This window comes from Gilvimarinus sp. 1_MG-2023 (genome assembly GCF_030548285.1).
In genome coordinates, this window is the sequence record NZ_JAUOSC010000180.1 from 1 (window position 1) to 433 (window position 433).

Sequence of the window (433 nt, forward strand, 5' to 3'; positions counted from 1 at the left end):
GTATTGGAAACGTAAATCCAGCGATCGACAGCAACGAGGCGGGAATAGCTGCCGATTTCTTCGAATTTTGAGCCGGTTTTCAGTTTTAGAATCTGTGTCATTGGGAATATCCAGGGTGTCAAATACAGTCATGCAGAGGAAATAACGGCGCCGGTCACGACGCCGGATGCTGCTAGCACAATTCAGGGCTATCCCAAAGATTCAGCTTGATGCCAATGCCTTGCTCAATTGCCGTGCGATAAATCACGGTGGCCCAGGCAACGTCTTCGACGGGCATGCCGCCAACCGATAAAATGATAATTTCTTCATCATTCGCCCGACCTGGAGTGGCTCCGGCGGTGATGGCTCCGAGGTCTTCGAGCTGATCCAGCGATAACTTGCCCTCGTCGACCATATCCATAAAACGGGCACCAATGATGGGAATATACTGGTG

Annotated in this window: 1 protein-coding gene; it reads right to left on the bottom strand. The window is 51.0% G+C overall.

What is annotated here, in order from left to right:
• Window positions 1-172: 172 nt before the first annotated feature.
• On the bottom strand, window positions 173-433 hold a 261-nt coding region (locus Q4563_RS16315), incomplete at its 5' end, for a hypothetical protein (RefSeq protein ID WP_442903766.1).